This window comes from Dyella sp. NPDC103356 (assembly GCF_055584465.1).
Genome location: NZ_JBVJLZ010000012.1, coordinates 1 through 26546, shown reverse-complemented (window position 1 = coordinate 26546; position 26546 = coordinate 1). Strand labels below are relative to the sequence as shown.

General features: G+C 63.1%; 30 protein-coding genes and 1 tRNA gene. 11 read left to right on the top strand and 20 right to left on the bottom strand.

Annotation, left to right across the window (positions count from 1 at the left end; translation table 11 throughout):
• Positions 1-133: 133 nt before the first annotated feature.
• Genes flgL through flgB form a run of 11 tightly spaced genes read right to left on the bottom strand, consistent with a single transcriptional unit; the run spans position 134 to position 10465 of the window.
• On the bottom strand, positions 134-1360 hold the full coding sequence (flgL, locus tag ACZ6WW_RS21335; RefSeq protein WP_465275990.1) for a flagellar hook-associated protein FlgL: 1227 nt from the start codon (positions 1358-1360) through the stop codon (positions 134-136).
• 6 nt (positions 1361-1366) lie between these two features.
• Positions 1367-3247: a flagellar hook-associated protein FlgK gene (flgK, locus tag ACZ6WW_RS21330; protein WP_465275989.1), complete on the bottom strand. Its 1881-nt coding sequence runs from the start codon at positions 3245-3247 to the stop codon at positions 1367-1369.
• Between the two features lie 17 nt (positions 3248-3264).
• Positions 3265-4284, bottom strand: a complete 1020-nt coding sequence (gene flgJ / locus ACZ6WW_RS21325; RefSeq protein WP_465275988.1) for a flagellar assembly peptidoglycan hydrolase FlgJ — start codon at positions 4282-4284, stop codon at positions 3265-3267.
• 1 nt (position 4285) lies between these two features.
• Complete coding sequence (locus tag ACZ6WW_RS21320) at positions 4286-5392, bottom strand: flagellar basal body P-ring protein FlgI (RefSeq protein WP_465276059.1); 1107 nt, start codon at positions 5390-5392, stop codon at positions 4286-4288.
• A gap of 17 nt (positions 5393-5409) precedes the next feature.
• The gene (gene flgH, locus ACZ6WW_RS21315) at positions 5410-6096 is read right to left on the bottom strand and encodes a flagellar basal body L-ring protein FlgH (protein WP_465275987.1); all 687 of its coding nucleotides are present in this window, start codon (positions 6094-6096) and stop codon (positions 5410-5412) included.
• A complete protein-coding gene (gene flgG / locus ACZ6WW_RS21310; protein ID WP_281849974.1) occupies positions 6093-6878 on the bottom strand; it encodes a flagellar basal-body rod protein FlgG in 786 nt (261 codons plus the stop codon). Before flgG ends, flgH begins: the two co-directional genes overlap by 4 nt.
• Positions 6879-6909: 31 nt before the next feature.
• The gene (flgF, locus tag ACZ6WW_RS21305) at positions 6910-7650 is read right to left on the bottom strand and encodes a flagellar basal-body rod protein FlgF (protein ID WP_281849975.1); all 741 of its coding nucleotides are present in this window, start codon (positions 7648-7650) and stop codon (positions 6910-6912) included.
• 13 nt (positions 7651-7663) lie between these two features.
• The gene (gene flgE / locus ACZ6WW_RS21300; RefSeq protein WP_465275986.1) at positions 7664-8893 is read right to left on the bottom strand and encodes a flagellar hook protein FlgE; all 1230 of its coding nucleotides are present in this window, start codon (positions 8891-8893) and stop codon (positions 7664-7666) included.
• Positions 8894-8935: 42 nt separating this feature from the next.
• The gene (locus tag ACZ6WW_RS21295; RefSeq protein WP_465275985.1) at positions 8936-9622 is read right to left on the bottom strand and encodes a flagellar hook assembly protein FlgD; all 687 of its coding nucleotides are present in this window, start codon (positions 9620-9622) and stop codon (positions 8936-8938) included.
• 13 nt (positions 9623-9635) lie between these two features.
• Complete coding sequence (gene flgC / locus ACZ6WW_RS21290; RefSeq protein WP_465275984.1) at positions 9636-10070, bottom strand: flagellar basal body rod protein FlgC; 435 nt, start codon at positions 10068-10070, stop codon at positions 9636-9638.
• Positions 10070-10465: a flagellar basal body rod protein FlgB gene (gene flgB, locus ACZ6WW_RS21285; protein WP_281849979.1), complete on the bottom strand. Its 396-nt coding sequence runs from the start codon at positions 10463-10465 to the stop codon at positions 10070-10072. The genes flgC and flgB overlap by 1 nt, the downstream gene beginning before the upstream one ends.
• Positions 10466-10955: 490 nt before the next feature.
• Between flgB and ACZ6WW_RS21280 the strand changes: the two genes are divergently transcribed.
• The 5 genes from ACZ6WW_RS21280 (at position 10956) to ACZ6WW_RS21260 (ending at position 15252) form a co-directional block, all read left to right on the top strand.
• Entirely contained in the window at positions 10956-12266 is a 1311-nt protein-coding gene (locus tag ACZ6WW_RS21280; RefSeq protein ID WP_465275983.1) for a methyl-accepting chemotaxis protein, read from the top strand.
• Positions 12263-12985 carry a flagellar basal body P-ring formation chaperone FlgA gene (gene flgA / locus ACZ6WW_RS21275; RefSeq protein WP_465275982.1) on the top strand — a complete coding sequence of 241 codons (723 nt, stop codon included), beginning with the start codon at positions 12263-12265 and terminating at the stop codon, positions 12983-12985. Before ACZ6WW_RS21280 ends, flgA begins: the two co-directional genes overlap by 4 nt.
• Before the next feature lie 121 nt (positions 12986-13106).
• On the top strand, positions 13107-13412 hold the full coding sequence (flgM, locus tag ACZ6WW_RS21270) for a flagellar biosynthesis anti-sigma factor FlgM (RefSeq protein ID WP_465275981.1): 306 nt from the start codon (positions 13107-13109) through the stop codon (positions 13410-13412).
• Between the two features lie 4 nt (positions 13413-13416).
• On the top strand, positions 13417-13863 hold the full coding sequence (locus ACZ6WW_RS21265) for a flagella synthesis protein FlgN (RefSeq protein WP_465275980.1): 447 nt from the start codon (positions 13417-13419) through the stop codon (positions 13861-13863).
• 114 nt (positions 13864-13977) lie between these two features.
• Complete coding sequence (locus tag ACZ6WW_RS21260) at positions 13978-15252, top strand: EAL and HDOD domain-containing protein (protein ID WP_281849985.1); 1275 nt, start codon at positions 13978-13980, stop codon at positions 15250-15252.
• 246 nt (positions 15253-15498) lie between these two features.
• On the opposite strand, the gene ACZ6WW_RS21255 is transcribed toward ACZ6WW_RS21260, so the two are convergent.
• From ACZ6WW_RS21255 to rsmD, 7 genes are all read right to left on the bottom strand, one after another.
• Complete coding sequence (locus ACZ6WW_RS21255) at positions 15499-16539, bottom strand: TMEM43 family protein (RefSeq protein WP_465275979.1); 1041 nt, start codon at positions 16537-16539, stop codon at positions 15499-15501.
• Positions 16536-17390, bottom strand: coding sequence for an MBL fold metallo-hydrolase (locus ACZ6WW_RS21250; RefSeq protein ID WP_465275978.1), 855 nt, complete (start codon positions 17388-17390; stop codon positions 16536-16538). The genes ACZ6WW_RS21255 and ACZ6WW_RS21250 overlap by 4 nt, the downstream gene beginning before the upstream one ends.
• A 126-nt stretch (positions 17391-17516) precedes the next feature.
• Positions 17517-19250 carry a gamma-glutamyltransferase gene (gene ggt, locus ACZ6WW_RS21245; RefSeq protein ID WP_465275977.1) on the bottom strand — a complete coding sequence of 578 codons (1734 nt, stop codon included), beginning with the start codon at positions 19248-19250 and terminating at the stop codon, positions 17517-17519.
• Complete coding sequence (locus tag ACZ6WW_RS21240; RefSeq protein WP_281849989.1) at positions 19247-19507, bottom strand: YfhL family 4Fe-4S dicluster ferredoxin; 261 nt, start codon at positions 19505-19507, stop codon at positions 19247-19249. The genes ggt and ACZ6WW_RS21240 overlap by 4 nt, the downstream gene beginning before the upstream one ends.
• 150 nt (positions 19508-19657) lie before the next feature.
• Positions 19658-20164 carry a hypothetical protein gene (locus tag ACZ6WW_RS21235; RefSeq protein ID WP_465275976.1) on the bottom strand — a complete coding sequence of 169 codons (507 nt, stop codon included), beginning with the start codon at positions 20162-20164 and terminating at the stop codon, positions 19658-19660.
• Positions 20165-20199: 35 nt separating this feature from the next.
• On the bottom strand, positions 20200-20724 hold the full coding sequence (gene coaD, locus ACZ6WW_RS21230; protein WP_281849991.1) for a pantetheine-phosphate adenylyltransferase: 525 nt from the start codon (positions 20722-20724) through the stop codon (positions 20200-20202).
• Between the two features lie 270 nt (positions 20725-20994).
• Complete coding sequence (gene rsmD, locus ACZ6WW_RS21225; RefSeq protein ID WP_465275975.1) at positions 20995-21558, bottom strand: 16S rRNA (guanine(966)-N(2))-methyltransferase RsmD; 564 nt, start codon at positions 21556-21558, stop codon at positions 20995-20997.
• Between the two features lie 89 nt (positions 21559-21647).
• On the opposite strand from rsmD, the gene ftsY reads away from it, so the two are divergent.
• From ftsY to ACZ6WW_RS21195, 6 genes are all read left to right on the top strand, one after another.
• The gene (gene ftsY / locus ACZ6WW_RS21220) at positions 21648-22790 is read left to right on the top strand and encodes a signal recognition particle-docking protein FtsY (protein WP_465275974.1); all 1143 of its coding nucleotides are present in this window, start codon (positions 21648-21650) and stop codon (positions 22788-22790) included.
• Positions 22791-22805: 15 nt separating this feature from the next.
• Entirely contained in the window at positions 22806-23867 is a 1062-nt protein-coding gene (locus tag ACZ6WW_RS21215) for an AsmA family protein (RefSeq protein WP_465275973.1), read from the top strand.
• Positions 23864-24928 carry an A/G-specific adenine glycosylase gene (gene mutY, locus ACZ6WW_RS21210; RefSeq protein WP_465275972.1) on the top strand — a complete coding sequence of 355 codons (1065 nt, stop codon included), beginning with the start codon at positions 23864-23866 and terminating at the stop codon, positions 24926-24928. The genes ACZ6WW_RS21215 and mutY overlap by 4 nt, the downstream gene beginning before the upstream one ends.
• Positions 24925-25197, top strand: coding sequence for an oxidative damage protection protein (locus ACZ6WW_RS21205; RefSeq protein WP_281849996.1), 273 nt, complete (start codon positions 24925-24927; stop codon positions 25195-25197). The genes mutY and ACZ6WW_RS21205 overlap by 4 nt, the downstream gene beginning before the upstream one ends.
• Positions 25198-25282: 85 nt before the next feature.
• A tRNA-Phe gene (locus ACZ6WW_RS21200) sits at positions 25283-25358 on the top strand.
• Between the two features lie 116 nt (positions 25359-25474).
• A complete protein-coding gene (locus ACZ6WW_RS21195) occupies positions 25475-25825 on the top strand; it encodes a hypothetical protein (protein WP_465275971.1) in 351 nt (116 codons plus the stop codon).
• On the opposite strand, the gene ACZ6WW_RS21190 is transcribed toward ACZ6WW_RS21195, so the two are convergent.
• Entirely contained in the window at positions 25822-26304 is a 483-nt protein-coding gene (locus ACZ6WW_RS21190) for a hypothetical protein (protein ID WP_465275970.1), read from the bottom strand. The two genes, ACZ6WW_RS21195 and ACZ6WW_RS21190, sit on opposite strands and share 4 nt — an antisense overlap.
• Before the next feature lies 1 nt (position 26305).
• A partial coding sequence (locus ACZ6WW_RS21185; RefSeq protein WP_465275969.1) for a hypothetical protein occupies positions 26306-26546 on the bottom strand: 241 nt, incomplete at its 5' end.

The window sequence follows — 26546 nt, the reverse complement described above, 5'->3', positions numbered from 1 at the left end:
GCGACTTCAACACGAGCGCGCCAAGCCAAAGCGATAGAAGCTCTCGCGACAACCAACCACCGGAGCCACTGGATCCCCGCCTACGCGGGGATGACGATGCAGGGGGACTGATGCACCAAATGCGCCCCACCCATCACTTCAAATAATTAAACAACGTCATCGACTTCATCTGCGCAAACACCTGCTGCGACGCCTGCAACGCCGACGACTGCAACGACAGGTTGCTGATGGCCGTATAAGGATCGACATCCTGCACATCCGACAACGCCGAGGTGTACGTCACATTGAGATCCGAATACGCCGAACTCTGCTGATCGAGCGTATTGAGGCGATTGCCGATCAATACCTGGGTATTGGTGACACTGCTCTCGGCCTGGTCAATCGACTCGATCTGACGATTCATCGAATTGGCCAATTGCGTGTCGCTCGCGCCACTACCCAGTGCCGTAATCATATTGTTGAGGGTGCTGAAGACATCCTGGCTCTGATCCGTCTTGACGCCGATCGTGTCGCCAGCTGCCGGCGTGCCGCTCAAGGCAATCGACATGCCGTCGAAACTGATGCTGCCACCGTCGGTATACGTACCGCCCACCGGGTTGCCACTGCTATCGACAATGGCATTCCCGGTGGCGTCGGTCGCCGTCCATGCGCCACCGGCGGCGAACGTAATATTGATCGCGCCGCCAGTCGACACCTTGGCCGCATTCCATGCGCTGGTATCGGTCACGCTGTTGTCGCCGACAATGAGCGTGCCGGTGTTGGCACTGCCTGCACTGGCGACGAACGAACCATTACCGGCCGGCAGGTTCATGAAGACAGTACTGCCTGCATCGCCGATCGGCACCTGCAGGCTTGAGCCGACGGCGGTATTCAACTGACCGTCGTTGCCGTTGTAAGTCACCGTGCCGTCCGAGTTCTTGGTAAACGGCGCAGTCGTGGTACTGGTGCCGGCAAACAGGGCGGCGCCGTTGGTGTCGGTGGTATTGGCCAATTGCACCAGCTGGTCGCGAATCTGGGTCAGCTCGGTCGCCATGTTCTGGCGATCGCTCGGCGACAAAGAACCATTGATGCCGTTCAACGCCAACGTACGTGCGCGGTCAAGCAGCGATGTCACCGAGTCCAGCGCACCACCCTCGGTGGTAAGGCGTGTATTGGCGGCATTGATGTTCGAGGTGTACTGCGCGTTGCTCGCCAGGATGTGATTGAGGCTGAGTGCCTGCGCAGCGCCGGTAGGATCGTCGGAGGCGACATTGATGCGCTTGCCGGTAGTGACCTGGTTCTGCGTATTGGCCAGCGCGCTCTGCTGGTTGAGCATGGTGCTGAGCGACTGCTGAAACTGCCAGCTGGTGGAAATGCGCATCGTGGCTTATCCCTGTACGGCCTGAAGCAGGCTGGCGAAGATGGTCTGCGCGGTGGTGATGATCTGCGCGGATGCCTGATAAGCCTGCTGGTACTTGACCATATTGGCGGCTTCTTCATCCATGTTTACGCCCGATACGCTCTGTTGCGCGCCGGCCGCCTGGTTGTACAGGCTGGTCTGGGTGCTGAGGTTGCTCGCCGCCTGACTGCCGGCCGTACCCACGAAGGTGGTCAGGTTGCCATAGGAGGCGAGTACGGATGTCTTGCCGCCATCGAGCACGCCACCATCGGCCAGCGCCGCCATGGCCAGCGCATTGGAGTTGTCGTTCAGACCATTGCTGTTGGCTGCAACGCTGAAGCTATCGTTGGCGCTCGGCGTACCAGTCAGCGTGAGGCTCCAGCCGTTTGCAGTGATCGGTTGCCCCGGCGTATACGTGCCGCTCGAAAGCACATTGCCGCTGCCATCGGTGACCTGATACGCCGTTGCCGACGTAAACGTAACCTTGGCATTGCTGAGCAGCGCCGCATTGGTGGGATCGGTGACCTTGATCGAGCTGGCCGTGGCGTTGCCGTTGTTGGTGGTGCCCGCTGTGGTGGTCAGCGCAGCCGCTGCGGCTATCTTGGTCGGGTCGGTCTGTATCACGCTGAGCGAGGTGGCGGCATTGCGCGTCGGTTGGATGACGTAGCTGTCGCCGGCTTGGGCGGTGCCCGAAGCCACGCTGAAGGTCAGCCCATCGGCACTGAAACTGCCATCCGGATTCGTCGTCAACGGCACGCTCTGTCCGGTGCTGGTGTGCAGGTTCCAGGCCGTACCGTCGTAGCTGAGGTTGTAATCGGACGTCGTCAACTTGGAGACGTCGGTGATGCTTGCCGAAATCGCCGCGGTGCCGGTGTTCTTCGTCGAGGGCAACACATTCGGCGTGGGCGTGCTGAAGATCGGCTGGCCCAGGTTGCCGTTCGCGTCCAGGCCTTTGGCCTGCTGCGCATTGATGCTGGACGACAGCGCAATCGCCGCCTGCCCCAACTGGTTCTGCGCCGGGTTGAGCACGTTGTTGCGATAGTCGAGCAAGGCGCCAAGGCTGCCACCGCTCAACTTGGTCGTGATGTCGTTGCCGGCACTATCGAAGAGATCCGTCTGGCCCGGATCGTAGACGTTGTTTCCGGTCGACAACGCGAATGATTTGTTGCCCGATACCAGGCTCTGCCCGCTCGACGTGTAAATGCTGATCGTGCCGTCGTTTTCGGCCACGGTCGACACGCCAAGCTGACCGGACAGCGTTTTTACCAGTCCGTCGCGCTGATCGAGCAAGGCATTGGGCACCTGGTCCGCGGGGCTCTGGCGGATCTGCGCATTGAGTGCGGCGATCTTGCTGGCCGTGTCGTTGACGCTGTTGACGGTATTGCTGATCTGGCTGTTGACCTGCGACTGCTGCGAGCTCAGCTGCTGGCCCAGCGTGTTGAAGACGGCCGTGACCGAGCCTGCACTGCCCAGCAGCGCGGTGCGACTGGAGGAACTGCCCGCCGAGTTGGCTACCGTGCTGAATGCGCCGTAGAAATTATCGAGCGCGCCTTGCAGATTGCCGCTGCCGGTAAGAATACTGTTGAGCGTCGTATTGAGGTCGTTGTACGTCGTGGCGCGCTGCAAGCCTGAGTTCTGCTGCCAGACCGCGGTGGTCAGATAGCTGCTGTACTCACGCTGCACCGAATCCACGTTGACGCCGCCGCCGATCGTGAATCGCCCGTCGGCCTGGCCGATAACCTCGGACTGCACCACCGTCTGGCGGCTATAGCCATCCGTATTGAGATTGGCGAGGTTATTGCCGACCGTATTCAACCCGACTTGCGCCGCGTTGAGGCCGGAAACACCGATGTTGAGCATATTCGCCATGGAACGGTCCTAGAGCTTCACAAAGGGGGTGTCGGCAAATTGACGGCATTCTTGAGCATATCGATCGCCTGACCGATATCCTGATTCACGGTATCGGCGACCGTCGTGGCCACCTTGCCCGCAGCCGAGGCGGTGTTCTGCATGGCTTGCTGCACGGCGGCCAGCGCCTGGCGCATGACCGGTCCATTGGCGATCGCCGCAAGCTTGTGCGCATAGCTCGGGTCGGTGGCGTAGCCGCCGGCGACCAGGCCCTTGGCAAAACCCATCACATCGTCGCCGTGCCCCTTGGCACCGGCGTAGCGCGGGTTCTCGCTGATCATCTTGGCGTAGTCGTCGAAGGATTCGCCGGCCGAGTTGTACGCGCGGAACTGCGCCTGTTTGCGCACTGCCACACCGTCTTCGTATTCCAGCGTCGGCACGCTGACCTTCTTGCCGTCCCAGCTGGAGCCGGCCTTGATCCCGAACAGGTTGTTGCTGCTTTGCCCTTTGCCGTGTGGCATGTGCTGGCCCCATTGGGTTTCCAGCGCGGCCTGCGCGAGCACAGCCTTTACCGAGACACCCAGCTTCTTCGCAGCCTCCTGTGCACTCGGCAACAGCTTGGCGACAAAGTCGGCCGCGTTCTGCGGCAGGAATGGCTCGGCCTTCTGCGCGGCGGAGGCTACCGAACTGGCGGCCGAGTTCAGCTTCTGCTGCACGCTATCGGCGGAAACGCCGGCACTACCTGCAGCCCCACCAAGCTGCTTGATCAGCATCTGTGCGATGCCCAGCCCGTTGCCGTTTTGGGAAAGATTGATCGACAGCTGCTGGTCGAACATGTCGCGCCACGAGTCGCTGGCCTGGCTGTCGGTCAACCCGTCGCCGACACCTGCATCGCGCATCGACTTCAGCATCATCTGGGTGAAGATCGACTCGAACTGTTTGGCGACTGCCGGAAGCGCCGACTTGGCGTCGCTCTGCGCGGCCGCTCGCATACCGTTGAACCCGGACAGATCCGTCCAGGTGTTGACGCTTTGCATGGTGGCGTCGTTGACCGCCATATCAGATCACGACAAGTTCGGCATGCAGGGCACCGGCTTGCTTGAGCGCCTGCAGGATGGAAATGAGATCGCTGGGCGCGGCGCCCACCTGATTGACCGCGCGCACGATCGAGTCCAGGCTCGCGCCGGGGCCGAACTTGAACATGTGACCGCCGTCTTCGCTGACCGACACGCTGCTGTTGGGCACCACCACCGTCTGACCCTGCCCGAAGGCATTGGGCTGGCTCACCGCCGGCTGTTCGCTGATCGTGACCTGGATCGCACCGTGCGCTACGGCCGCGGCGCTGACGCGCACGTCCGAGCCAATGACCACGGTGCCGGTACGCGAGTTGACCACAACGCGTGCAGGCGCATCGCCCGGGGTTACTTCGAGCGCCTGGATGGCGCCCAGCCAAGCTACCTTTTGCGATGCATCGACCGGGCCGCGTACCACCACCGAACCGCCATCCTGCGCACGCGCCGTACCGGCACCGTAGGCACGATTGATCGCATCGGCGATACGCGATGAGGTAATGAAATCGGGTGTATTGAGATTGAGCATCAGGTCGCCGCCCTGACTGAACGACGAGGCCACACTGCGCTCGACCGTCGCGCCATTGGGAATGCGGCCGCTGGCGGAAATATTCACCTGCACGCTGGAGCCGCTCTTGCCCTGCGCGCTGACGCCGCCGACCACGACACTACCCTGCGCAATCGCATACGTGTTGCCATCTGCACCACGCAGCGGCGCCATCAACAGCTCGCCGCCGCGAATGCTCTTGGCATTGCCGATCGACGCTACCGTGATGTCGATGGTCTGACCGGGCTTGGCGAATGGTGGCAGTTCGGCGGTAATCGTGACCGCCGCGGCATTCTTCAACTGCGGGCGCGCACTGGCGGGAATGGTCACGCCAAACTGCTGCAGCATGTTCTCCAGGCTTTGCGTGGTGAACGGCGCCTGCGTGGTCTGGTCGCCGCTGCCGTCGAGGCCGACGACCAGGCCGTAGCCGATCAACTGATTGCTGCGCACGCCGGCAACCTGCGCCAGGTCGCGCACCTTGTCGGCACGCGCATGCGTGGTCGCCAGCAACGCCAGGATGGCGAAGGCAAAGGCGGCAGCTCCTCTCATGGCCATCGGCGTATTCATCAGTACGGCATCCACTTGGAGCTGAAGAAGCGTGACAGCCAGCCCTTGGTGTTGGCTTCGGCCAGAGTGCCGCGACCGGTATAGGTAATGCGGGCATCGGCCACGCGCGTGGACGGCACGCTGTTGTCCTGTCCAATGTCCTGCGCACGCACGATGCCCGAGATGCGCACCAGTTCCTGGCCCTGGTTGATCGTCAGCCATTTCTCGCCGCGTACCAGCAGGTTGCCGTTAGTAAGGCGCTGCGCGACGGTCACGGTGATCTGGCCGGTGAGCTGGTTGCTCTGGCTGCTGCTGCCGTTGCCATCGAAGCTGCGCGCGGCATTGGTGGTGATGTCCGCCGCCTTGCCGCCAAACTTCAGCGACTGACCCAGGATGGTTGGCGCGTCGATACCGGTCTTGTCGGTCTTGCTTGTGCTGGTTTCGGATTTCTTGCTGGCCTGCGTACTTTCGATCAGCGTGATGGTGAGAATGTCGCCGACGCGATGCGCACGCGGGTCGGAGAACAGCTCCATATTCTGCTCGTCGTGAAAAATCGAACCGTCCGCCGCCGGCGCCGCAGAGGGCGCCACTGGAGCGGTCGCAGCCCATTCGGCATCGTCCTTGTGCGGCGATTCCATCGCGCAACCGGCGAGCACGGCCAAGGCCAGCGCGGCCAGGGCCAAACGAGGGAGAATGAACGTGCTCATAGCTTGTCCGTGAGATCCTGCAGCATCTGGTCGGTGCTGCTGATGGATTTGGAATTCATTTCGTAGGTGCGCTGGGTTTCGATCATGTTGACCATTTCTTCCACCACGTTGACGTTGGAAGATTCCAGCGAGCCCTGCGTAAGCGTGCCCATGCCGTTCAGACCCGGCTGACCGGTTTGCGCGGTACCGCTCGATGCGGTTTCGACATAGAGGTTCTGCCCCAGCGGTTGCAGACCTGCCGGATTGACGAAATTCGCAAGCTGGATAGTGCCGAGCGTGGTCGGCGTCGCGGTGCCGTTCGACGTTGCCGAGACGGTGCCATCGGTACCGATGGTGACACTGGCGTAATTCGGCGGCAGGGTGATCGCCGGCTCCAGCGGATAGCCATCGGCGGTGACCAGCTGACCGTTCTGGTCGGGATGCAACGAACCGTCGCGCGTGTAGGCGATAGTGCCGTCGGGCATGCTGACCTGCAGGAAGCCGTCGCCACCGATTTGCAGATCGAAAGCGTTGCCGGTCTGGGTCGGATTGCCCTGGGTAAAGATTTTCTGCGTGCCAACGATCTTCACGCCGGTGCCAAGCATCATGCCCGTGGGCGACTGCGTCTGCTCGGTGGTCTGGCCGCCGGGCTGGCCCTTGTTCTGGTAGATCAGATCCTGGAACGAAGCACGCGAGCTCTTGAATCCCGTGGTGTTGGCGTTGGCCAGGTTGTTGGAGATTACGTCCATGCGCGTCTGCTGCGCATCGAGACCGGTCTTGGCAATCCACAAGGATGAAAGCATGTGCTTGGCTCCAGAAAAGAATTAGTTACGCTCAGCTCGCCTGCAACAACTGCTTGGCGGAGTCGGCGTTGTCTTCCGAGGTGCGGATCGACTTCACCTGCATGTCGTACTGACGCGACAGCGAAATCATCTTCACCAGCTCGGCGGACGGGTTGACGTTGCTGCCTTCGAGCGTGCCCGACGACAACCGCACGTTGGCATCGGTCGGTGCCTGCGTACCGTCGTTCATATGCATCAGGCCATCGCTGCCCATTTGCATCTGCGTCGGATCGGGATTGACCAGGCGAATGCGATCGACCGTCGCCACCGAGTCGGGCCCCTGCCCCAGCGGCACCGTCGATACCGTGCCGTCGTTGCCGATCGAGATCTGCGCGGCGTCGGGCAGGTTGATCGGACCGGAATTGCCCAGCACCTGGTTGCCACGCGAATCGGTCAAACCACCATCAGCGGTCAACTGCAGGTCGCCCGCGCGGGTGTAGCCTTCATTGCCGTCGGGCGTCTGCACGGCGATCCAGCCGCCGCCCTGCACGGAAACATCGAGCGAACGACCGGTGGTGCTGGTCGTTCCCTGCGCAACGTCCTGGCCGATGCCTTGCGCCACCGCGTTGATGCGCGTGCCCAGCCCCTGGCCGAGCACGGGCACGCTTTGGAACGCATTCAACTCCGACTTGAAACCGACCGTCGACGCATTCGCCAGGTTGTGGCTGACGGCGTCCTGGGCGCGCATGATCTGCGTCGCCCCGGTCATCGCTACGTAGACGGAACGGTCCATGGCGGGCCCCTAGTTAACGCGAGACCGCGTTGAACAGCGATGAAGCGAGCGTATTGTCGGTCGACAACACCTGCGCATTCGCCTGGTAGGCGCGCTGTGCCTGGATCATGTCCACCAACTGCGCGGTGGTATCGGCAGTGTTGGACGATTCGAGCTGGCCCGACGTGATGCTGCCGAACTGCCCGGTGTTGGCCGTACCCATTACCGCCGTACCCGAATCGCTGCTCGCCGCCCAGTTGGTGTTGCCGAGCTGGCGCAGACCCTGCGTGTTGGCGAAGTTGGCGATCGCGACCTGACCCAGCACCGTGCTGGTGGTGTTGGAATAGTTTGCGGTGACCACACCCGAACTGTTGATGTCGATGCTGGTCAGCGTGCCCGCTTCCGCGCCATCCTTGTTGATCGTGCCCGGCGTGTAGTCGGTGCCGAACTGCGTGGTGTTGGAGAAGTTCAAGGTCAACGTCAGCGGGTTGGAACCATTGCCGAGGTTGATCGGGTTATAGGCCAGCGTACCGGTGGTGGGCGTGGCGATCTGACCAGCAGCGTTGAACGTCAGCTGCTGCGGCGGCGTGGTATCGGCGGATTGGCCGTCCACATACAGATGCGTGTCCCAGGTATTGGTCGCGGTCTTGACGTAATACACCGTGGCCTGGTGCGTACCACCCTGCGAGTCGAACACCGCGAACGTGGTGGCATTGGTGTAGCTATTCGCGTCGGTCGGGCTGAACGGCGTTACCGTCGGCGGCGCGGCACTGGCAGGCAAGTTGGCCACGATGCTCGCCTTGGTGGTCGCGGTGGCTGTGCTCTGCGAGCTGACCAGCTGCAGGTTGGTCAGCGTGCTCGTATCGAACGAGCCGTTGGCGGTCGGCGGATAGATCTGCAACTTGTAGCCGTCGTTGCTCACCACGGTGCCGTCGTCCAGTTTCTTGAAATCGCCTGCGCGGGTGTATGCAAGGCCGGCGCCGGTATTGAGCGTGAAGAAGCCGTTGCCGTTGATTTCCATGTCCAGGCTGTTGCCGGTGGTCTGGGTGTCGCCCTGGGCAAACTGCTGCGCCACATCGGACAGGCGCGTACCGCCGCCCACTGCCGTGGCATTGAGATTCAAACCGGTCACCGCGTACACGTCGGCAAACTCAGCACGCGAGCCCTTGAAGCCCACCGTGTTGGCGTTGGAGATGTTGTTGGCGATGACATTCAGATCGGCCTGCGCCGCGTTGATGCCACTGAGTGCCTGATTCAGAGCCATGCGTTAGTTCCTCAAGAAGGTGAAGCGCTCGGACGTCTTCGGTCAGAGAATTTGCGCGACCTGGCTCAGCGGCACGCCGCCCACGCCAGTCACTTGGAGATAGGTACCCACGCTGTCGCCACCGAAGCCGACGCCCGAGACCTTGCCGGACACATACGTATCCAACGAACTGCTGCTGCCGCTGCCGGTGCTGGCAGAAATCGCGTACGAACCCGGCGAGACCGCATTGCCGTTGTCGTCCTTCCCGTCCCAGGAAAACTGCGTCAACCCCGCGCTGGTGTTGCTGACGGTGATATGCCGGATCGGGTTGCCGGCTGCGTCGCTGATGGTCACCGTCGCCGTACCTGCTGCCGTGAAATTGACGGCACCGCCAGCGGGCGTGCCGCTGGTGAGCGTCATGTTCGTCGACGGCACCAGGACGTTGCGATCGAGCAGCGACGAGGAGTTGATCACCTGCGAGGTCTGCATCGAGGTATTGATGTTGGAGCTGAGCGACTGCAGGTTCGTGTCCAGATCCTGTGTTGCCTGCAGCTGGCTGAACTGGGCCAGCTGCGCGACGAACTGCGAGTTGTCCATAGGATTGGTCGGGTCCTGCGCCTGCAGCTGCGCGGTCAGCAGCTTCAGGAAATCGGCCTGGCTGATCGAGGCCGAAGCAGCACTACCCGCGCCCGAACTGCTGCTCGAGTTATTGGTGGTATTCGTGGTGTTGTTGGTATTGACGGCAGTCATCTCATGTTCCCCGTTACTTGCCCACGTCCAGCGTCTTGAGCATCAGCTGCTTGGCCGTGTTCATGACTTCGACGTTGTTCTGATACGAACGCGACGCCGAGATCATGTTGACCAGTTCGTCGATCGGATTGACGTTGCTGCCGTAGACATAACCATTGGCGTCGGCCATCGGATTGCCCGGCTCGTAACGCGACTGAATATCGGCCTGGCTCTCGCTCACGCCCAGGGTCTGCACGCCGCTGGTGCCGTCGCCCTGTGCAGCCGCACCGGCCTTGAGCGCGTTGTCGTGCAAGGTTGCAAACAACGGCTCCTTCGCGCGGTAGGCGCCTTCGGGCGTCGAGCTGACCGTGTCGGCATTGGCCAGATTGCTCGCCACGGTATTGAGCCGCGTCGACTGTGCCGCCATGCCCGAACCGGCGGTATCGAAAATCTTGAAGAGAGAGGACATCAGCTCTGGCCCTCGGTAATGGCGGTACGCAGCATGTGAATCTGCGCCGTGATGAAACTGAGGCTGGCCTGGTAGTGCACCGTGTTACCGGCGAACTGCGCCTGTTCGACCTGCGTATCGACCGTGTTGCCATCCATCGACGGCTGTGTGGGTACACGGTAGGCGAGCTGTTCACCCGCATTGGCATTCGGATCGATCTGCCCCGCGGTCGGCGCGTTCAGGGGCAGCTGATTACCACTCGCCTGGGTCAACGCCTTGCGGAAATCCACATCGCGCGCGAGATAGTCCGGCGTGTCGGCATTGGCCAGGTTGCCGGACAGCACCTCGGCACGCTTCTGCCAAAGGCCTAGCGCTTGCGTGTGCAATCCGAACAAGTTGTCGTTGATTTGACTCATCGCAAACTCCCCACGGCGGTCGCCGCGAGGTGTCTGTGGCAAGTTGTGTGCCATGGCCTGGAAAGTGGCTTGGCAGCTGGGTTTGCACTGGATCAGAGAAGGCCTTCTCGTCTACTCAAGGGTTGAGGAGACGGAAATCTGACGCGCAAGAGGACAGGTAGGTTATCGGCAGGATTGGGGGGGAGCTTTAGCGTCTCCAGATTTCCAACAATACCCTCCTACCTCGTCATTCCGGCGCAGGCCGGAATCCACTCCTCAGCCTCTCGCGTATCAGGTGGAGTTTCTCAAGCGGAAGTGCTGAGGAATGGATTCCGGCCTGCGCCGGAATGACAACTAAGAGGGCATGAGACATGGCGTGGAGATAGCGGCTCTTCTCACTCCTCACTCCTTTCCACTCACTCCGCCCCCTGGCACACGCCTTGCATCCTCAAGCTCCGCCGTCTCCAGCCGATCTATGGGGAGACAACCCTCATCAGGAATGCTTTCGTCCATGAGTTTTATCCGCAGCAAGCAACTCGCCGCACTGGCTCAGGCAGCCGCCAAAGGCCATACCGCGCAGGTCGAGCGTCTGTCGCGCGAGTATCCGGCGATGGCGGACGCATTGGCTCCATTGCTTGCGCTGGCCAGGCCAAGCGAACCGGCAGCGGTGGCTCTGCAGGCGGTAGAGCAACAGAGTCTGATGCTCAACGCGGCGCAGGCGCTATTGCGCGAACACCAGGCACTGGAAGAAGCCACCGGCGAGAGCCGGGCCGGTGTCGGACGTTTGACGGATGGGGGCGCCGGGATTTCGTCGGGGTTGCAGCAAACCGTCAATGGCATCGAGCAGGCCCGGGAAACTACCCGCCATGGTGCGGCAACGGTGAACGAAGTCGATGGGCAATTGCGCCTGCTGCGCAGCGCGCTGTCGGCCATGAATCGCAACCAGGCCAAACTGGCCGAACAGGTCGCGCAGATCCGCAAGCTCACCGCGAGCGTGCAGGAGATTGCCCATCAGACCAACCTGGTCGCCCTGAATGCGGCGATCGAAGCCGCGCGCGCGGGCGAAGCCGGCAAGGGCTTTGCCGTGGTTGCCGACGAGGTGAAGCAGCTGGCCGAAAAAACCAGCCAGGCCACCGGCGAGATCGAAGCGGTCACCGGTTCCATCGGCGATTTCTCTCAACAGCTCGACGGCGACGTGCAGCAAGGCATGCGCCGCCTGGAGAACGCACAGGAACGCATCACCCACACCGCCAGCGCATTGCGTGAGGGCGCGGAGACCTTGCATGGCGCGATGACGCGCCTGCAAAACGTACAACAAAGCTCGGATTCGCAAAGCGCACGCATCGCCGGTTCGCAGGCCGCACTCGGTGTCTTGCAGAAACGTACGGTCGAAGCGCGTCGCCAGGCCGAGGCGCTGGACCGCGCCTGCGTGTTGTCGCACCGCTTGTGCCTGGGTTGGCTCGACCAGGATGCGGAGCATTCCCTGGCCGGCCTCAGTTTGAGCTTGCGCGAGTCGATCCAGGGCTTGCGACAGGCGATGGAGCTGGCCTTGCACGAACCGGCCGCACTCGACCGCCGCTGGTTCGACACTGCCGTACTCGATCATGTACTTGCACGCCTCGCCGAAAAGCACGCCGCCCATCCGGCCGCCGAGCAGTTAATGGCCGCGGGCCAGCGCTTGAGCACGCATGCCGGCGCCTTCGTCAGCCTGATCAGCCAGGGCGATCTGCAACGCGCGGCCGACTACCCCAACCGGGTCGAAGCCGAACGCGAAACCATTCATCAGCAACTGGGCGTGCTGCTCGCGGATGCGGTTGCATGAGGTTTATTCCGCGCAGCCCATTGAGCTACGCCACAGCGTTCGCGCTGCTGGGCGCGGCCTGGGCGTGCGCCATGCCGGCGCAGGCCGCGCCCTCCTCGCCGGATCGTCTGCGCCAGGCCGCCGAGGATGCGTTGCGTCAGCACTACGCCGCATCGGGCAGCCGCGCGGAGGTGCAAGCGGACAAGCTCGACTCGCGCCTGCAGTTGGCCGAGTGCGCCGCACCACTGAAAACAACCATATCCAATGAGGCCCGCCCTTCCGCGCGCATGGCCGTGGAAGTCAGCTGCCCTACGGCGGGCGGCTGGAAGATCCGCGTGCCGGTGCGCCTGCAGCTTTATCGCCAGGTACTGGTGACCACGCGCCCCCTGCAACGCGGCGACGGCATCACTGCGACCGACGTGCATGGCGAGGAACGCGATATCACACGGCTGGGCTATGGCTATATCGATTCGCTCGACCAGGTGGCCGGACGCTCGCTGGCCCGGCCGCTTATGGCCGGCAGTGTGCTCACGCCCAGCGCCATGGGCAGCCGCCAGACCGTAAAGGCCGGCGACCATGTCCAGATGATTGCCCGTATCAGCGGCATCGAGGTGCGCGCCACCGGCGTAGCCCTCGGCAGCGGCGACACCGGCGCACGCCTGCGCGTGCGCAACGACAGCTCCGGGAAGCCGATCGACGCTATCGTGCGTGGGGCTGGGCTGGTGGAGGCGCTTCCGTGACCCAGTATGCATTAACCTGCCCGACCGGCGGCACGAGGAGCCTAAAGTTCCCCGTCAGCCAGCCGATAGCTTCCATAGGCAAGACCCGAAACCCATCGAGTCAGGGACTACGAGACCAGCCATGAACACCACCATCACCTCCAACGGACTGCCGGTTCTGCCGCAGGCCCAAAGTGGTCAGAGCGGCGGCAGCACTCAGGACGCCACGGCGGCCAGCGCCAAGCCGGTGACCGGCCCAGCCAACGACAGCGTCAAGCTGACCGACTCGGCGCGCGCGCTGACCCAGGCGGCGCAAGGCGGTAGCGAAGTCGACCAGCAGAAGGTCGACAAAATCCGCCAGTCGATCGCCGACGGTAGCTACAAGCCCAATCCGGCCAACATTGCCGACAAGCTGATTTCGCTCAATACCCAGCTCGGCGGCAAGTAAGCGCATGGGCTCACGGCTGCTCGCGGAAATGAACGACGCGCTATCGGCCGTGCTGGCCGATATGCAGGGCGCCGTCGCCGATCTGGACCAGGTGCTGAGCGACGAGCGCGCCGCACTGGACCGGGCCGACGCCGAAGCGCTCAATCGCGCCGGCGAACGCAAGCAGAGCCTGATGCACCAGCTGGAACAGCTCGATGGCGAACGCCTGCAGCTGACCCAGAACATCGATTCGCACAACGAAAACCATCAGCAGATCTGGTCGGGCATTCTCAAGACGCTGGCGGCATGCCAGCAGGCCAACCAGCGCAACGGCGATATCGTCGAACAACGGCTTCAACACGTCAGGCGCGCCTTGTCCGTACTTACCGGCGGCAAAGACGAAGTCAACGTATACAACCCGGCAGGCAAGGTGCGCGGCGGCTTTCGATCGCTACCGCTTGCACAGGCCTGATCGCGGTTCAAAACGAGCACATCCAGGGGACCGTCGCTTTCCATAGCGGCGACGGTGGAATGATTCGCAGGGGACCGTTCGCCAGAGCGCCTGTGCAGACATTGATGAGTCTTCATGAGTGATACCACCGTTGCCAGCACCGTGCCTGAAGCCTATCTAGCCGCCACCTTTAACGAAGTCCCGCTCCCGGTCGTCCGCGTGCCGATGCTGGACCGCGAACATCAGCTGGTCGCCTACGAGTTGTTGATCCAGGGCGACGGCGATGACGAATCGAACCTGATGCGTCGCGTTCTATCGACCATCATCGACGGCTCGGTCACACGCCTGGCGCGCGATAACCGCGTCTTCGTGCGGCTGTCGCACGAGCTGGTGATGGAGCAGTCCGAGCTGGTGTTGCGCTACCCGCGCATCGGCCTGGTGATCGACTCGGCCTGGGCCGAGGATGAAGCGATGATGGGACGCCTGCAGATGCTGTCGCAGCGCGGCTGCGCGCTGATGCTGGACCTGGGCGCGGATCCGATCCCTCAGGTCGGCGGCGACCGCTCGGCCAATATCCTGCTCAGCTTCGTGCGCTTCGTGCGCCTGGATGCCAAACAGCTCGACCCGGCCACGCTGCGCGATCATTGCGAACAACTGCATGCACGCGGCCTGCAGGTCATCGCCGGCCATGTCGAAGATCATGAAACCTGCCAGCGATGCATGGAGCTGCCATTCGCGGCGATCCAGGGCGGTTACTTGCTGCTGCCGGAAAAGGTGGATGTGCCGGTACTCACCGCCAATCGCCTGAGCGTGCTGCGCCTGTTGCGCGCGCTGGAAGAAGAATCGGCAGGCCCGGTCGAACTGGGCCAGGTCATTCGCAACGATGCGATCCTCAGCTACAAGCTGCTCGGCTGCGTCAACTCGGCGTACTTCGCGCTGCCCAAGCAGCTGAAGTCGGTGGAGCAAGCGGCGATCTTTTTCGGCCTCAACCGCATGCGCAACTGGATCAGCACGATGGCGCTGAGCGGCATGAACGATCGCCCGCCGGAACTGCTGCGCGCCGCATTGATTCGTGCACACATGTGCGAACAGTTGGCGCAGGGCATGCCGCGCGCCGAACGCGAAATGGCCTTTACCGCCGGCCTGTTCTCGCTGCTGGATACGCTGATGTGCGCGCCGCTGGATTTCCTGCTAGAGCATCTGCCGCTGGCACCGGATATCCGCAACGCGCTGGTCGGCCGTCGTGGCCCGTTCGCTCCGTTGCTCGACCAGGTGGTGCAGTGGGAAGCCGGCGACATGCGCAACAACGGTACGCAGCCGCAGCAGATCCGCCGCATGGCCGGCATCTATCTGGAAGCGACGCGGTGGGCGGACCATGTGTATTCGTTTGCGGAACAGCGGCCGAATTGAGTTGATTGAATTGGATGCAATAAAAAAGCGGAGCTTGGCTCCGCTTTTTTATTGCCGACTTGAGACTCAGTCTCTCTAAACTCGTCATTCCGGCGCAGGCCGGAACCCAGTGACGAAACGCTCAGCTTTTCGCGATATGTGAAAAGCTTTTTGTAGGTTGTGGCAAAAATCGAATCCTGGGTCCACTGGGTTCCGGCCTGCGCCGGAATGACGATCAAGTGGGGGGCAACCGCAATAAGTGCAGCCTTACACCGTACGTCGAACCCGCAACCGCCACGCAATAAGGCCCAGCCCAACCAACGCCGCCAGCAACCACCCGGCCGCCAACATCATCTCGTCGCCGATCCAGCAGATACCGGCCACGGCCGCGACTACCGCCACGCCAATACCCAACGCCAACAGTGGCTCACGCCGTGGTGCCTGCAATAGCAGGAACGCAGCAAACACACCGAGCAGCACCGAAACAATCCGCCGCACCCACAATAACGAGGGCGCCGGGGGTACATCAGGCAGGACATCGTCGAGTCGGCGGTCGCCGATCTGCACATCGAAGCCCTTGCCGTCGGGCGCATCCGCCGCCGGCACCAGCCGATCGCCACTGACACGAGCGAAAACCGTCACCGTCTGTACCGGTATGGCCTCCCAACTGACCCGGATATCGCCGAGTCGCGGATCGCCGGGCCTTGCGCTCGTAACCAGATGGTTGTCGTTCAACGTAAACGTCGCCGCCATATTGGACGGCAGGTTCTTTATATCCGGAGTGACCGGCTCACCGCCGGGCAAGGCATGCACCAGAGCGGGCCCCAGCGCCAGGCCATTCATGCGCACCAGCCCCGCATCGAACTGCTTGCCTTCGATCGGGAAGGCACCGGGATTCTCGTGCCCCCTGGGCTGCGCGAACCGGCTTGAATCGAGCGGGCGATCGACCCAGTCCACTTCGTAGTGCACCTGGTCGCCAATGCGCACTTCGCGCCATTGGTACATCTCTACATGACGCACCAGCACCGGCGTTTTCGCATGCTGGTTGAAATCCGGGTCATACGGCGACTCGATCACCTGCGGCTCGCCGGCAACGCGCACCATGTGGCCGTACTGGCCAGGCTGCACGCGCTCTTCGCTGCCGAGATCCAGAATCTGGCCACCATGGCGTTCCGACGCCGCCATGTGGACGGCCAGACTCTTTTCTGTCGTCGCGGCCAGACCGATGCCGGCGAGCAGAAGCAACGCGGCAAGCACGCGCTGAATCCAGATCGATACGTTCAGATCCTCGCCCCGGCCGAACCTCATGCGATAACTACCCCTTTGAGTTCACGTTGTTCGTCGGCGGTGCCGTAGCGGCCACGCTCGTCCCGGGTCACGCGCGCCATGGCGCAGTCGTGATCGTGCGTGAAGAAAAGCTGCACCCCGCGCTCGAGCTTGTCGTCGAGAAACCCCCGCTTCTCGTCGATCAATTTCTCAGGCCACCGATCGTAGCCCATGGTAATGGGCAGGTGCACCCAGAAGCGACCAGGGATAAGGTCGGCACAGAACACCACCTTGCCAACCTCGGCCAGCATCAGGCCGGGCGTATGTCCATCCGAATAGCTCAGGCGTACGGCTTCGCCCAGAACCTTGGAATAGTCGCCTTCGACCAGTTCAAGCCGGCCGCTGCTTTCGAGCAGATCGCACAGCTCGGGAATGAACGATGCACGATCGCGCGGATGCGGATGCCGCGCGCGCTGCCAATGCTCGGCGCCGACGACAAAGGTCGCCTTGGGAAACAACAGGCTCGGTGCCTGCCCTTCCTGCCAGGGCGCAAGCAAGCCGCCGGCATGATCGAAATGCAGATGCGACAGCACCACGACATCGATGTCTTCGTGGGTGAGGCCCGCCTCGGCCAGCGAATCGAGCAACACGTGTTTTTCTTCGACAACGCCATAGCGTTCGCGCAAGGCGGGCTCGAAGAAAGCGCCGATACCGGTTTCGAAAAGTACATTGCGACCGTCGAGGTCTTTTACCAACAGGCAGCGGCAGGCCAACGGAATGCGATTTTGTTCGTCGGTAGCGATCCAGCGCGACCACAGCGCCTTCGGCGCATTGCCGAACATCGCGCCGCCATCGAGACGCTGCGAGTTACCGATGAGTGACCATAGTTCCATACATGCGCTCCACGTCTTGCCCACCTGCCCGTCGCCCCGGCGAAGGCCGGGGCCTGGCGTCTCCGCACCGAACCAAGGCACTGGGCCCCGGCGTTCGCCGGGGCGACGAGCGGGGAATCACCTTTATTACTGCACCTTGCCCAAGCCCGAAGGCCGGCGCGGGTCGCTCGCCGCATCGAGCTTGTGCGTCTTCAGATCCCAGGTAACCACATTCATAAAGCCCCACGACTCGCGCGTCTTCAGGTCGTAACCCATCGCGGTGAGCGCATCGGAGGTCTGCTTGTCGAACGCGCCTTCTTCCACATCGACGCGGTCGGGCATGAACTGGTGATGGAAACGCTTCTGCGCGGCGATGTCGGTCGCGCTCTTGCCGTCGACAAACGCCAGGATGCCTTCGAGCACCTGGGTGATGATGGTCGAGCCGCCCGGCGAGCCGATCACGCCAACGCGGTCCGGACCGATCACGATGCTCGGCGCCATCGAGGACAGCATGCGCTTGCCTGGCTCCGGCGCATTCGCCTTGCTGCCGAGCAGGCCGTAGACGTTCGGCTTGTTGGGCACTAATGCGAAGTCATCCATTTCATCGTTGAGCAGCACGCCGGTATCGCCTGCAACAAAGGTCGAACCGAGCGTGTAGTTCACCGTCGATGTGATCGACACCATGTTGCCGTCGGCATCGATGATCGAGAAATGCGTGGTGTGCATGCCTGGATCGGTGCCGCCGCTGGATGGCAGCATCGACGACGGCGTCGCCTTGTCGGGCAGGATGGTCTGGCGCAGGCCATCGGCGTAGTACGGCGACAACAGCATGTCCATCGGGATCTTCACGAAATCCGGGTCGCCCAGGTAATCGTTGTGATCGCGGAACGCGCGGCGCATGGCTTCGATCACCAGATGCGTGCGGTGTGCATCGTCGAGTTTGGTCAGGTCGAAGCCGGAAAGGATATTGAGGATCTCCGCGATCGCCACACCACCGGAAGACGGCGGCGGCGCGGTGACGATCTTGTAGCCGCGATAGTCGAGCACGATCGGCTCGCGCTCTTTTACGCGATAGCTTTCCAGGTCCTTCAGCGTCCAGCGGCCGCCGGCAGCCTTGACCGCATCGACCATCGCCTTGGCCGTTTCGCCGCGATAGAAACCATCCAGACCGTGCTCGGCGATACCCTCGAGCGTCTTGGCCTGGTTGGGATCGCGCCACAGTTCACCCTCGGCCGGCGCCTTGCCGTCGGGCAGGAACTTGGCCGCCGAGGCGGGCCAGCGCTTGATGTCTTTCTGCCGCGACTGGATCGCGCCAGCAAGACGGCTGTCGAGCTTGAAGCCATCCCGCGCCAGCTTGATCGCCGGTGCCAACGACACTTTCAGCGGCAGCTTGCCGTAATGCTGGGCCAGCCACACCAGGCCGGCGGGCTGCCCCGGAATGCCGGCGGACAGCGGACCATTGAGCGAGTTGTCGCGATTGGGCGTGCCGTCGGCGTTGAGGTAGTCCTTCACGTCGACCGCTGCCGGTGCGGTTTCGCGCGCATCGATAAAGATGTCACGGCCGTCGGAAGCGCGGTGCAAGATGCCCATGAAACCGCCGCCGGTGCCCGAGCTTTCCGGCTCCACCACCGACAACGACGAAGCTACCGCAACCGCCGCATCGAATGCGTTGCCACCTTTGGCCAGCACTTCCAGGCCGGCTTCGGTGGCGTGGAAGTTCGCGCTGGCGATCGCCGCATGGCCGGGCTTTTCGCGTGCAACGAGCGTGGACTTGGTCGGGGTATGTGCAGCCCCATTCTGCGGCGCGACATCAGCCGCAAAGGCCCCACTGCCGCTCACTACCAAGCCAAGCAGCAACGCAGGCCCATTGAGAAACCTCATGCTCCAGTCTCCTTGCTCATCAATTGCTGGTATTTGAGTTCGAGCTGCGCGTGCGTCTCGGTGTGATTCGGGTCGACCTCGATGCATTCGACCGGGCAGACCACCACGCACTGCGGCTCGTCATGGTGCCCGATGCATTCGGTGCACAACGAGGGATCGATCACGTAGTACTCCTCGCCAAGCGAGATGGCCTTGTTCGGGCAGACCGGTTCGCAGACGTCGCAATTGACGCAGGTATCGAGGATTTTCAGGGACATAAAGACGAGTTTACACGAGGGACGGACGGGCGCCTTATAACGATTGAAGGCCCGCAAATGACGTGGGGGCGATTCCCGCCGTGGCAACCCGTATGGGCCACTACGGCGGAAACCGCCCCCGCGTCCAAGAGCGCAGATGCGCCCTTGCGATTACATCGCGACGAAACGCACCTGCGCGCCGGTCGGCTGCAGCGTTTCGGTGACGCGCTGCTGGTCAGCCTGGTCGCCGATGAACAGGATGATCACATCCTTGAACGAACCCGGCTTGGCGTCCTTGAACGCGGCCTGGATCAGGTCGGCGGTCTTGGCCGACTCGGGACCTGCAAACACCAGCATATTGCCCGGCAGCACGCCGCGGGCGATCACGTCCTGCACATTCTGCAGCTGACGGTCGCGCGACGCCTTGGCGTCGTCGGTGTCGCCGGCATTGACCAGGTACGGGTACGGACGGTCGGCCGTCATACCCTGCATGTTCTGGGTGACGATCTGGCCGAGGTACGAATTCCACGCCTTGGAGTCGTTCGGATCGGTCGGCTTGGCAACCTTCTGCACCTGTTGCTGCTGCGAAGCCTGTTGATCGTCATCCGACTTGCTGCAACCGGACAGGACCACGGCACCGGTGAGCGCGAGGAGGGCAACGAGAGCGAACTTACGCATGATGATCACCTTGAATGTTTTTGCGTTGAATGGAATCAAGCCTGCTCGGACAGACTCTGTTGCCAGCGCTGACGCATGGCCTGTTGAACCGCCGGATGCACGAAGCCGGAAATATCGCCGCCGAGGCGGCCGATCTCGCGCACCAGCGAGGAAGAAATAAAGCTGTACTGCTCGGCCGGCGTCAGGAACAACGTCTCGACCTTGGGAATCAGATGGCGGTTCATGCTGGCCAGCTGAAATTCGTATTCGAAATCGGACACTGCGCGCAGCCCGCGGATGATCACGCCGGCGCCGATCTGCGAGACGAAGTCGGCCAGCAGGCAATCGAAACCGCGCACTTCCACGTTGCGCAGATCGGCCAAGGCCAGACGCGCCAGTGCAATGCGCTCGTTGAGGCTGAAGCCCGGCCCCTTGCCCTTGTTCGGGCTCTCGGCCACCGCCACCACGATGCGCTCGAACAGCGGCGCGGCACGCGCGACCAGATCGGCATGGCCGTTGGTGATCGGGTCGAAGGTGCCTGGGTAAACGGCGAGACGTGTATTGACCGGCGGCTTGTCCACGGAAAGGTCGCGGTTCGGTGAAAAAGGAGCGCTAGCTTAGCCCAAGGCGCGGCCAATATCTCGGGTTTTGCCGTACTGGTGCGGATGCTGGGGTGCGGGCTATCGAGCCTCCGACAAACTTCCCTACTCGTCATCCCGGCGCAGGCCGGGACCCAGTGGCTTTGAAGTCGTTTGTCGCGAGAGTCGTCAAGCATTCGCCCTGCGGCGAAAACCAAGAACCGAAGCCACTGGGTCCCGGCCTGCGCCGGGATGACGGATAGGAAGGGGTTTCTAGGACTCCACTCGCCGGTAAAGCGCATAACGCACCTCACCCGCAGCGCCTTCCCTATGAAGCGCCCAGCCAGCAGGCAAAGCCGGAGCGCCATCACGTGGCGACTCCACATAAACCCAGGCCCGCGGCGCCAGCCAGCCGCCCTGCTCCAACCGGTCGGCCAGGCCGCCCCACAAGTCCAAAGCAAACGGCGGATCGAGAAACACCAGGTCGAACGCCTGCGCCGCACCCTGCAGATAAACCGCCGCATCCAACGTACTGACCTCACCACCGGGCATCTTCAACCGCGCCAGATTCCCGCGCAGCGCCTGCGCCGCGCGCGCATCGCGCTCGACAAAGCGCACGCTGGCCGCCCCACGCGATAAGGCCTCGATCCCAAGCGCCCCCGTACCGGCGCACAGGTCCAGGCAACGCGCCCCGGAGATCACCGGCATCAGCCAGTTGAACAAGGTTTCGCGCACCCGCTCGGGCGTGGGCCTGAGCCCGGGCAGGTCCGGTACTTCCAGGCGCGAGTTACGCCATTGGCCGCCGATCACGCGGATACGACCGGGGGTGGCGCTCATGCGCGGCCTCCGCCAGGGGGGCCGCGCTCAGCGGTGGGTATGAATGAGGGTGGTAGCATTCCCTCTATTGTCTTTGAATCCCCGCCCCGATGCTCAAGTTCTGGAAGAAGAAGCCCACCGACACGGCCGAAGAACAGCGCCAGGACGCCCCGGCGACCGCCGCGGATGCCGCCGCGCAGGACCTGTCCCCCACGTTGGGCGAAGCCCTGGCCGAAGCCGCACCGCCGGAGGCCGCGCCGGCCGCCGACGAGGCCGTCGAATACCTTCCCGAGCAGGCCACGCCCGCACCGGTTGCCGCCGAAGCGGCTGCGGCAGGCAAGCGCTCCTGGCGTGAGCGGCTTTCCGGCAGCGGCTTTGCCCGCGGCCTCAGCACGCTGTTCAGCCGCAACCCCAAGCTGGACGACGACCTGCTCGACCAGCTCGAAACCACCCTGATTACCGGCGACGTCGGCGTTGAGGCCAGCACACAGCTGGTCGAGTCGCTGCGCAAGCGCATGCACAAGCGTGAGTTCGCCGATGCCAACGCCCTGCTCGCGGCACTGCGCAAAGCGCTGGTCGATCAACTGATACCGGTACAGCAGCCGCTCGATGTCAGCGGCCGCAAGCCGTTCCTGATTCTTACCGTCGGCATCAACGGCGTTGGCAAGACCACCACTATCGGCAAGCTCGCACGCCGCTTCCGCGACGAGCGCCGTAACGTGATGCTGGCCGCCGGCGACACTTTCCGCGCCGCCGCGGTCGAGCAGCTCAAGACCTGGGGCGCGCGCAACGACGTGCCGGTGATCTCGCAGGGCCAGGACGCCGATTCGGCCAGCGTGATCTTCGACGCGCTGCAAGCCGCGCGCTCGCGCGATGTCGACGTGCTCATCGCCGACACCGCCGGTCGCCTGCACACACAGGGCGGCCTGATGGACGAGCTGGGCAAGATCGCCCGCGTGCTGAAAAAAATCGACGCCGAAGCGCCGCACGAAGTACTGATGGTGATCGACGGCACCACCGGCCAGAACGCAGTGAGCCAGGTCCGTCAGTTCCGCCAGATCGTCGGCGTGACCGGCCTGGTAGTGACCAAGCTCGACGGCACCGCCAAGGGCGGCGTGGTGTTTGCCCTGGCGCGCGAGTTCGGCCTGCCGATTCGCTTCATCGGCCTTGGCGAAACCGCAACGGACCTGCGCGTGTTCGATGCCCAGGCGTTTGTCGACGGCCTGCTACCGGCAGCGCTGGGCCATGCGTAAGCACCGTTTGCCGCGATGATGTCACGCACGCTGCGCCTCTCGCTGATCATCCTCGCCAGCACCATGCTGATCGTCGCGCTGGTGGCGATCGTTACCGTGCATCTGTTGCTGCAGCCGGAGCGTTTCACCGCCATGCTGCAAAACCAGGCACGCGCGGCTGGACTCGAACTCAATCTCGCCAGCCCCGCCAGCCCGTCGCTGTTCCCGCGCCCCGCGCTGGAGCTGCAAGGCCTCACCCTGAATGCGCAAGGCGCCACTGCACCGATCCTGATCGCCGCCAACGGCCGGCTCGCGCTGCCCTGGCGCACGCTGTTCGGCGGCGACACGGTGATCACGCAGATGGAGATCGATTCGCCGCGTGTCGACCTCGACGCCCTGCAAGACTGGTTCTCCAACCTGCCGCCGCGCCCCAGCAGCACGCCGCTGCAAATACCGCGCATCGATACAGGCATTCTGATCACTCGTGGCAGCATCCTCAGTGGCGAAAAACTGCTGCTCGACGACGTCACCCTGGAAGCCGGCAAGCTCGCGTCGGGCCAGGCATTTCCGCTGAGCGTCTCGGCACGCATCGCCAATGGTGACGCGATCCAATTGCGCCTGACCGGCACGCCACGCATTGCCGGTCAGGCACTGCAGCTGGACAACATCGCACTACGTCTCTCGCAAGGCAGCTCGCTGGTGTTGCAGCTGACCGGTGACGCGCGCTGGCACGGCGCGGCCGATGCCTCGGTAAGGCTGGGCGGCAAGCTCGATCACGCCGACGCCGGCAGCTACAACGTGGCGGTAACGTTGACGCCGGCAAACCAGACCGATCCGCTGCTGCTCGCACTGAAGCTCGACGGCCCCGACAGCCATGCCGATCTCAAGCTGCCGCCGGTCGCCTTGACGCGTTGGTGGTCGCAGCTTGCCGATGCCGATCAACCCGGCTTGTCGCTGCCACCCGGCAGTGGTCAGGTCGATATCGGCAAGGTCGACACTGGCGGCGTCAGCATCGAAGGCCTGCATCTGGAAACCGGACCGGCAGCACCCGCTGCGGCCAGCAGCACCACGGCGCCCGCCGCAGCTCCCAAGCCATGAACGATTTCGCTGCTGCGCTACTGGCCTGGTTCGATCGCCACGGCCGCAAGGACCTGCCCTGGCAGCAAGCCGATGCTGCGGGTCGCCGCGATGCTTATCGCGTTTGGCTGTCCGAAGTGATGCTGCAGCAGACGCAGGTCGCCACCGTCATTCCTTATTTCGAGCGCTTCGTTACCGCACTGCCGACGCTGCGCGACCTCGCTGGCGCAGAAGAAGACCAGGTGCTCGCGCTGTGGTCGGGCCTTGGCTACTACCGTCGCGCACGTTTTCTGCATCGCGCGGCGCAGCTTTGCGTCGAGAAGCACGGCGGCCAGATGCCGCCCGATTTCGATGCACTCGCCGCCCTGCCCGGCATCGGCCGCTCCACCGCGGGCGCGATTCTGGCGCAAGCCTATGGGCTGCGATTCCCGATCCTCGATGGCAACGTCAAGCGCGTACTCACGCGCTTTCATGGCGTGCATGGCCACCCCGGCGAAAGCGCAGTCGAGAAAAAACTCTGGCAATACGCCGACGAGCACACGCCCGCCGAGCGCGTCGCCGACTACACGCAGGCGATCATGGATCTGGGTGCCACGCTTTGCGTGCGCTCGCGGCCACTATGCCTGGCCTGTCCGGTGGCCGATCATTGCGTCGCCAAGCGCGATGGGCTGACCGCGCAATTGCCCACGCCAAAGGCGAGCAAGACCATTCCGACGCGCGCCACGGTGATGCTGATCCTGCGCGACGAGCACGATCGCGTGTTGCTCGAACGGCGCGGCCCGCAAGGCGTGTGGTCCGGTTTGTGGAGCCTGCCCGAAGCGAGCGATCACGACGACGCGTGGCGCGTCGCCCAAGGTCTCGCACGCATCGACGACGTCGTCGCACTGACACCGTTCGTGCATGTCTTCAGTCACTATCGTTTGAATGTCGAGCCCTGGCTGTTCGACGACGCCAGCGCCGCCAAGGCCGTGAACGACACGCCGAACCTGCGCTGGTACACCCTCACCGAATTGCTCGCACTAGGCCTGCCCGCCCCCGTGCGCAGCCTGCTGCAAGCACTCCCCGCAAGGAAACCTGTATGAGCCGCACCATCCACTGCGCCAAGCTCGGCATCGACGCCGAAGGCCTCGACTTCGCCCCCTGGCCGGGCCCGCTCGGCCAGCGCGTCTACGCCGAGATCTCCAAGCCCGCATGGCAGCAATGGCTGGCCCACCAGACCATGCTGATCAACGAATACCGCCTCAATCCGCTCGACCCCAAGGCCCGCCAGTTCCTGGGCACCGAAATGGAAAAATTCCTGTTCGGCGGCGACGTCAAACAGCCCGAAGGCTATGTGGCGCCTCAAGACTAGGCCATGAGTCTTGACGCGAGCCGTCGCGTTCGGTTTAATACGCGGCTCCACGCAGTATCGATGATCGTTCCAGATCATCCACCCTGGCCGGGTAGCTCAGTTGGTAGAGCAGGGGATTGAAAATCCCCGTGTCGGCGGTTCGATTCCGTCCCCGGCCACCATTTAAAGCGGCTTTCGAAGCATCGAAACTCACTCGCCGCTAAAAACTCTGGCTCTTGCTAAAAACTCTAACGACATTCTCCGTCGATGAGACGTCGTTATCGTACGCTCGATCACTATGGCCAGACGACCACCGCGCCCCATCAAAGATTTCGCCTATGACCTCCTGGCCGATTGGCGGCCCTATGCCGAGCCGCCTGGTGATGCCGGCCCACTGGGGCGCTGGACCTATGTGGGTACCTGTCTGATCCGCGGCGAGACAGGCGCCCTCGCCTTTCGTGATTCCGACATCGGCGTGGCAACTGGAAGCGCAACCGTGCAACTGCTCGGGCAGCCGGAAAAGATCAAGGTCCAGCTCGATCTGACGTTCAAGCGCGTTCCCGGCTGGGAGTTGGTGCCGATGCCCAAAGGCGTCCAGGGACACAGCACACCGCCTGGCAGCAATCCAGATAAGAAGCCTCGCCGCTAGAGTCCGGCGTGATCCGCCGACTGTGTCCCGCTATTGATCACGTTCCCGGTTGAATGCACCACCCAGCCATAGGCCTCTGGCTGTGGCGCCTGTGCCTTCACCTCGGCGAACGTTGGGATCGTCGCCGGCACCTGGCCGTTAAAGCCAGCTTCCCAGTTCTGCGCCCAGACCCATAGCGCATCGCGCCAGGCGAGCAGCGCCTCGGCATCGCCCTTGTACTGAGGAACCGAGCTGGTGAGGTATGAGAGGCACGACAGCACCGAATCGTAGATGTTGCTCCAGGCGACCTCCTCCATCCACATCGAGAACTGTGGCAGGAAGGTCTGCACGTAATCGCCGAATGTCGGCGCCGGCGGTTGGGCGGCCGTGTTGCCGGCGGCGACCCAGGCCAGATAAGCCTGATAGTCACAGTTGCCTTCGTCGAGCGGAATGCAGGCGCCGTCGTCGCGGAGCACATAGGTCTCGAAAAGTGTGTACACGTCAAAGCTCCGCTTTAAAGAGGAACACATCCGGGGTATTCATTTGCGCCATCGCGCCAGCTGTTGGAGTGCCGCCAGTAAACGTCGCGGTCACGTCCACTTGCATATTCCGGTTGCCGCCGGCAGCCACCGAAATAGATGCACCGGTCGCCGTATAGATCGCCACTTGCGTCGCCTCGACCGAAAATGAAGTGCCGAGCAAGGAGACCGTTGGCGTGGCGCGCATTGGCACGTCGAGCCGA

Bases quoted from the DNA above. Each gene is read 5' to 3' on its own strand.
- ACZ6WW_RS21265 (WP_465275980.1), top strand. From the start codon at position 13,417: ATGGGCTCACGGCTGCTCGCGGAAATGAACGACGCGCTATCGGCCGTG.
- flgB (WP_281849979.1), bottom strand. From the start codon at position 10,465: ATGAGTCAAATCAACGACAACTTGTTCGGATTGCACACGCAAGCGCTA.
- flgK (WP_465275989.1), bottom strand. From the start codon at position 3,247: ATGGCGAATATGCTCAACATCGGTGTTTCCGGCCTCAACGCGGCGCAA.
- flgE (WP_465275986.1), bottom strand. From the start codon at position 8,893: ATGGCTCTGAATCAGGCACTCAGTGGCATCAACGCGGCGCAGGCCGAT.
- ACZ6WW_RS21320 (WP_465276059.1), bottom strand. From the start codon at position 5,392: ATGAGAGGAGCTGCCGCCTTTGCCTTCGCCATCCTGGCGTTGCTGGCG.
- ACZ6WW_RS21295 (WP_465275985.1), bottom strand. From the start codon at position 9,622: ATGACTGCCGTCAATACCAACAACACCACGAATACCACCAATAACTCG.
- ftsY (WP_465275974.1), top strand. From the start codon at position 21,648: ATGCTCAAGTTCTGGAAGAAGAAGCCCACCGACACGGCCGAAGAACAG.
- mutY (WP_465275972.1), top strand. From the start codon at position 23,864: ATGAACGATTTCGCTGCTGCGCTACTGGCCTGGTTCGATCGCCACGGC.
- ACZ6WW_RS21250 (WP_465275978.1), bottom strand. From the start codon at position 17,390: ATGGAACTATGGTCACTCATCGGTAACTCGCAGCGTCTCGATGGCGGC.
- flgH (WP_465275987.1), bottom strand. From the start codon at position 6,096: ATGAGCACGTTCATTCTCCCTCGTTTGGCCCTGGCCGCGCTGGCCTTG.
- ACZ6WW_RS21240 (WP_281849989.1), bottom strand. From the start codon at position 19,507: ATGTCCCTGAAAATCCTCGATACCTGCGTCAATTGCGACGTCTGCGAA.
- ACZ6WW_RS21205 (WP_281849996.1), top strand. From the start codon at position 24,925: ATGAGCCGCACCATCCACTGCGCCAAGCTCGGCATCGACGCCGAAGGC.
- ACZ6WW_RS21255 (WP_465275979.1), bottom strand. From the start codon at position 16,539: ATGAGGTTCGGCCGGGGCGAGGATCTGAACGTATCGATCTGGATTCAG.
- flgA (WP_465275982.1), top strand. From the start codon at position 12,263: ATGAGGTTTATTCCGCGCAGCCCATTGAGCTACGCCACAGCGTTCGCG.
- rsmD (WP_465275975.1), bottom strand. From the start codon at position 21,558: ATGAGCGCCACCCCCGGTCGTATCCGCGTGATCGGCGGCCAATGGCGT.
- ACZ6WW_RS21215 (WP_465275973.1), top strand. From the start codon at position 22,806: ATGATGTCACGCACGCTGCGCCTCTCGCTGATCATCCTCGCCAGCACC.
- ACZ6WW_RS21280 (WP_465275983.1), top strand. From the start codon at position 10,956: ATGAGTTTTATCCGCAGCAAGCAACTCGCCGCACTGGCTCAGGCAGCC.
- ggt (WP_465275977.1), bottom strand. From the start codon at position 19,250: ATGAGGTTTCTCAATGGGCCTGCGTTGCTGCTTGGCTTGGTAGTGAGC.
- flgL (WP_465275990.1), bottom strand. From the start codon at position 1,360: ATGCGCATTTCCACCAGCTGGCAGTTTCAGCAGTCGCTCAGCACCATG.
- ACZ6WW_RS21195 (WP_465275971.1), top strand. From the start codon at position 25,475: ATGGCCAGACGACCACCGCGCCCCATCAAAGATTTCGCCTATGACCTC.
- flgC (WP_465275984.1), bottom strand. From the start codon at position 10,070: ATGTCCTCTCTCTTCAAGATTTTCGATACCGCCGGTTCGGGCATGGCG.
- flgM (WP_465275981.1), top strand. From the start codon at position 13,107: ATGAACACCACCATCACCTCCAACGGACTGCCGGTTCTGCCGCAGGCC.
- flgJ (WP_465275988.1), bottom strand. From the start codon at position 4,284: ATGGCGGTCAACGACGCCACCATGCAAAGCGTCAACACCTGGACGGAT.
- ACZ6WW_RS21260 (WP_281849985.1), top strand. From the start codon at position 13,978: ATGAGTGATACCACCGTTGCCAGCACCGTGCCTGAAGCCTATCTAGCC.
- flgG (WP_281849974.1), bottom strand. From the start codon at position 6,878: ATGCTTTCATCCTTGTGGATTGCCAAGACCGGTCTCGATGCGCAGCAG.
- flgF (WP_281849975.1), bottom strand. From the start codon at position 7,650: ATGGACCGTTCCGTCTACGTAGCGATGACCGGGGCGACGCAGATCATG.
- ACZ6WW_RS21235 (WP_465275976.1), bottom strand. From the start codon at position 20,164: ATGCGTAAGTTCGCTCTCGTTGCCCTCCTCGCGCTCACCGGTGCCGTG.